This is a genomic window from Paraburkholderia sp., from assembly GCF_034668105.1.
Taxonomy (GTDB): Bacteria; Pseudomonadota; Gammaproteobacteria; order Burkholderiales; family Burkholderiaceae; genus Paraburkholderia.
Window position 1 is genome coordinate 1 of sequence record NZ_JAXDPY010000141.1, and the last position, 5,061, is coordinate 5,061.

Consider the following 5,061-nt stretch of genomic DNA (forward strand, 5'->3'; position numbering starts at 1 on the left):
TTCGCGCGATACGCACCGAGGTACGTGAGCGTCAATGTCGTGACAAAAAACACGGCTGCGAGGACGGCCGTGGTACGCGACAAAAAGTTTGCCGAACCGGTCGCGCCGAACAGGCTGCCCGACGCGCCGCTACCGAAAGCAGCGCCCATATCGGCGCCTTTGCCGTGTTGCAGCAAAACGAGGCCGATGACCCCGAGTGCCGACAACAGCTGAACGACGATAATCAATGTTTTCAAATACAGCATCACACTCACCTGAGTCTTTATTTAACCGCGCCACACAAAGTATGCCGCGCGGGATTGGGTCATCCTCGCCGAGGCGCCCTGCTTAACTGGCGACGCTGGTCGCGCCGGCCGCCTTGCAGATCGCCAGGAAATCCTGGTCTTTCAACGACGCGCCGCCAATCAGGCCACCGTCGATATCGGGCTCGCGGAACAATTCTTCCGCGTTCTCAGGCTTCACACTGCCGCCGTACAACAACGGCACATCCGCCACCGCCGCGCCCTTGGCCGCCAGACGCGAACGCAGGAACGCATGCACGGCCTGCGCCTGATCCGACGTCGCGCTCTTGCCGGTGCCGATCGCCCAGACCGGCTCGTATGCGACAACGATCCGTGCCGCGTCTTCCACCGACAGCTTAGCCAGCACCTCATCCAGCTGCATGCCGACCACCTGCTCCGTCAAGCCGGCCTCGCGCTCCTCGAGCGTTTCGCCGACACACACAATCGGCGTCAAGCCTGCTTCCAGCGCGCGCTGCGTCTTCACCGCCACCAACTCCGCGCTTTCACGATGGTAAGCACGACGTTCCGAGTGCCCAACGATTGCAAGCGTGGCGCCGAAATCGATCACCATCTGCGCTGCCACTTCGCCGGTATAGGCTCCCTGCGTGAACGCCGAGACGTCCTGCACACCCCACACGACCCGGCTGCCTTCCAGCAACGATTGAGTCTGCGCGAGATAAGGGCACGGCACACAGACACCTACGCGCACATCAGCCGGCAGTTCACCCGCGCCTTGCGCCACCGCCTGCAGCAGCGCTGCGTTTTCGGCGAGGCGCCCGTGCATCTTCCAGTTACCGACTACCAGCTTGGCTCGTTGTTTCGACATTGTCTCGTCGTCTCGTCTTCTTGATTGGCGGCGGACTTGATTTGCGCTTACAGCCCGCCTTTCGGATTCATGCGGCATGCGCAAAACGCGCAATTTTACTGCCTGGGGTGGATCGGGTCAAACTGCCCGTGTCGACCCGACCTTATCCAACCGACCGTGTCAAGCGTCCTGACCCCAAGTCAGCACGATCTTGCCGACGTGCGTGCTGCTTTCCATCAGTGCATGCGCCTCGGCTGCTTGCGCGGCCGGAAACACACGATGCACCACCGGCTTGATGCGGCCGTCTTCGAGATGCGGCCACACGCGCTCTTTCAATTGCGCGGCGATCTTCGCCTTGAACTCGATCGGCCGCGGACGCAACGTGGAACCCGTTACCGTCAAACGGCGGCGCAGAACTTCGTTCAGATTCAGCTCTGCCTTCGCGCCGCCCAGCAACGCGATCAGCACGATGCGGCCGCCGTCGGCCAGCGCGGTCAGCTCGCGCGGCACATAACTGCCAGCCACCATGTCGAGGATGACGTCGACGCCGCGGTCGTTCGTCAGCGACTTGATGACTTCGACGAAATCCTCAGTCTTGTAGTTGATCGCACGTTCGGCGCCGAGCGCTTCACACGCGCGGCACTTTTCGTCCGATCCCGCCGTGGCAAACACACGAAAGCCCAGTGCATGCGCGATCTGGATCGCCGTCACGCCGATACCGCTCGAGCCACCCTGCACCAGCAGCGTCTCGTTCGGCGCGCCTTCGCCTTTGCCGAGTTGCGCACGGTCGAACACATTACTCCATACCGTGAAGAATGTTTCCGGCAGCGAAGCCGCCTCGACATCCGACAATCCAGCGGGCACCGGCAAGCACTGCAACAGCGGCGCGGTCGCATATTCCGCGTAACCACCGCCCGCGAGCAATGCACACACGCGGTCACCCACTTTCAAACCGAACGGATTGTTCTTCTCGTCGATGCTGCCGCCGACAATCTCACCGGCTACTTCGAGCCCCGGCAGATCCGAGGCGCCCGGCGGCGGCGCATAGCCGCCTTTGCGCTGAAACACGTCCGGCCGGTTGATACCCGAAGCCGCCACCTTGATCAACACCTCGCCCGCTTTTGGCTGCGGTGTGGGCCGCTCCGCCAACTTCAGGACTTCCGGTGCTCCGAATTCGGTGATTTCGATCGCTTTCATCTGCGTCAACTCCAAGATTGGATTGCGTTGCCTACCGGCAACCCGAAGGAAGTCCCCTTAGGGGACACGAATCGCCCGACTTCAACGAACGCTCCATGCAAACAGAGTACCCGCTTATGTCCGTTTGCAGCGACCCGCAACGCAATCCACCCTGCACCCGTCATGAAAAACGGCCGGAGCGCATTCACGCTGCCGGCCGTCATTCCGCTACCGCATTACTGCGGCGTCGGCTCGCCTTGCGGCGCGCCGTTTGCGCCATTCGCGCCTTCGTTCAGCAACGCCTTGGCCGACAAACGCACGCGGCCCTTTTCGTCCGTCTGGATGACCTTGACCTTCACTTGCTGGCCGTCCTTCAGGTAGTCGTTGATGTCCTTGATACGCTCGTTGGCGATTTCGGAGATGTGCAGCAGACCATCCTTACCCGGCAGAATGTTCACGATCGCGCCGAAATCGAGCAGCTTGAGCACGGTACCTTCGTACACCTGGCCCACTTCGACTTCCAGCGTGATGTTCTCGATACGCTTCTTCGCTTCGGCCATCCCTTCGCTGCTGGTGCTCGCGATGGTGACGACGCCGTCGTCCGAAATATCGATCGTCGTGCCGGTTTCTTCAGTCAGCGCGCGGATCACCGAACCACCCTTGCCGATCACGTCGCGGATTTTTTCCGGATTGATCTTGATGGTGATCATGCGCGGTGCGTAGTCCGACAGCACCGTGTTCGCGCCCGACACCGCCGAGGTCATCTTGCCGAGGATGTGCATACGGCCTTCCTTCGCTTGCGCGAGGGCGACCTGCATGATTTCCTTGGTAATGCCCTGGATCTTGATGTCCATCTGCAACGCGGTCACGCCTTGCTCCGTACCCGCCACCTTGAAGTCCATGTCGCCGAGGTGATCTTCGTCGCCGAGGATGTCGGTCAGGACGGCAAACTTGTTGTCTTCCAGAATCAGGCCCATCGCGATGCCGGCGACATGCGCCTTCATCGGCACGCCAGCGTCCATCAGCGCGAGGCAGCCGCCGCACACCGAAGCCATCGACGAGGAACCGTTCGATTCGGTGATTTCCGACACGACGCGGATCGAATAGCCGAATTCGTCGGCGCTCGGCAGGCACGCGGCCAGCGCGCGCTTGGCCAGACGGCCGTGACCGATTTCACGGCGCTTCGGCGAACCGACGCGGCCCGTTTCGCCGGTCGCGAACGGAGGCATGTTGTAGTGGAGCATGAAGCGTTCGCGGTACTCGCCCTCGAGCGCGTCGATGTTCTGCTCGTCGCCCTTCGTACCGAGCGTTGCGATAACCAGCGCCTGCGTTTCGCCACGCGTGAACAGGGCCGAACCGTGCGTACGCGGCAGTACGCCGGTACGGATTTCGATCGGACGCACCGTGCGCGTGTCGCGGCCGTCGATACGCGGCTCGCCGTTCAGGATCTGCGTCCGGACGATCTTCGCTTCGATGTCGAACAGCACGTTGCCAACGGTTGCCTTATCCGCTGCGACCGTGCCGGCTGCCGCTGCTTCTTCTTCCAGCTTCTTCGACGTTGCTGCGTAGATTTCCTTCAGCTTGGTCGAACGGGCTTGCTTGTCGCGGATCTGATAAGCGGCGAGCAACTCGGCTTGCGCCAGTTCCGTCACGCGCGCGATCAGCGGTTCGTTCTTCGCCGCCGGCTGCCAATCCCATTCCGGCTTGCCGCCTTCGCTGACCAGATCGTGGATCGCGTTGATGGCGATCTGCATTTGTTCGTGACCGAACACGACAGCGCCGAGCATCACTTCTTCGGTCAGTTGTTGCGCTTCCGATTCCACCATCAGCACCGCGCGTTCCGTACCGGCGACGATCAGGTCGAGCGCCGATTCCTTCATTTGCGGGCGCGTCGGGTTCAACACGTATTCGTTGTTGATGTAAGCCACGCGTGCTGCGCCGACCGGGCCGTTGAACGGCAGACCGGAGACGGCGAGCGCCGCCGACGCGCCGATCAGCGCGGGGATGTCAGCGGGGATTTCCGGGTTCAGCGACAGGACGTGGATCACCACCTGGACTTCGTTATAGAAGCCTTCCGGGAACAGCGGGCGCAGAGGACGGTCGATCAGGCGCGAGATCAGCGTTTCGCCTTCCGACGGACGGCCTTCACGGCGGAAGAAGCCACCCGGGATCTTGCCGGCGGCGTAGGTCTTTTCGAGGTAGTCGACGGTCAGCGGGAAGAAGTCCTGGCCCGGCTTGGCGGTCTTTGCGCCGACCACGGTAGCCAGCACAACGGTGTCTTCGACGTCGACGATCACCGCACCGCTTGCCTGACGAGCGACTTCGCCCGTTTCGAGGCGGACCTTATGCTGTCCCCACTGAAATTCTTTGACGATCTTATTGAACATAGTCATTGCTTTTCCTCTTCGTAATGCCGCGCGGACCAGAAGCGGCGCGGCAACGCCAGGACCGGCGCCGCATGGGGAGAGTAGTGTTATGCCATTCCAGAGAACCACGCCCTACGTCGAGTACGCGCGCGAACCGCTGGAATGACACAAAGCTCTGCCCTGAAGCCCGGCCGTATTTCAGTTTTTTACTGCTTTTTGTAATGCTTTTTTCCTGCTAGCCGCCGCATGAACCGTCACGCTGCCGCGACCTTCAGGCAGTGCGCGTCACATGAAGCGCACCGTGCAAAAAACAAAATGCCTGTATCAGTGGAACTGACACAGGCATCTTGCTGAACGACTGGCCGATTACTTACGCAGACCCAGCTTCTCGATCAGTGCGCGGTAACGATCCGCGTCCTTACCCTTCAGGTAG

Annotated in this window: 4 protein-coding genes and 1 pseudogene; all 5 read right to left on the minus strand. The window is 61.4% G+C overall.

The genetic code is table 11. The annotated features are described in order from the left end of the window. On the minus strand, positions 1-245 hold a 245-nt coding region (gene secG / locus QOC89_RS06545), incomplete at its 3' end, for a preprotein translocase subunit SecG (RefSeq protein ID WP_323044280.1). 82 nt (positions 246-327) lie between these two features. Continuing rightward, positions 328-1,107: a triose-phosphate isomerase gene (gene tpiA / locus QOC89_RS06550; protein ID WP_323044281.1), complete on the minus strand. Its 780-nt coding sequence runs from the start codon at positions 1,105-1,107 to the stop codon at positions 328-330. A gap of 159 nt (positions 1,108-1,266) precedes the next feature. After that, positions 1,267-2,283, minus strand: coding sequence for an NAD(P)H-quinone oxidoreductase (locus QOC89_RS06555; RefSeq protein WP_323044282.1), 1,017 nt, complete (start codon positions 2,281-2,283; stop codon positions 1,267-1,269). 215 nt (positions 2,284-2,498) lie between these two features. Continuing rightward, positions 2,499-4,655: a polyribonucleotide nucleotidyltransferase gene (gene pnp / locus QOC89_RS06560; RefSeq protein WP_323044283.1), complete on the minus strand. Its 2,157-nt coding sequence runs from the start codon at positions 4,653-4,655 to the stop codon at positions 2,499-2,501. 339 nt (positions 4,656-4,994) lie between these two features. Beyond that, positions 4,995-5,061: pseudogene (locus QOC89_RS06565) on the minus strand (30S ribosomal protein S15); the annotation flags it as partial.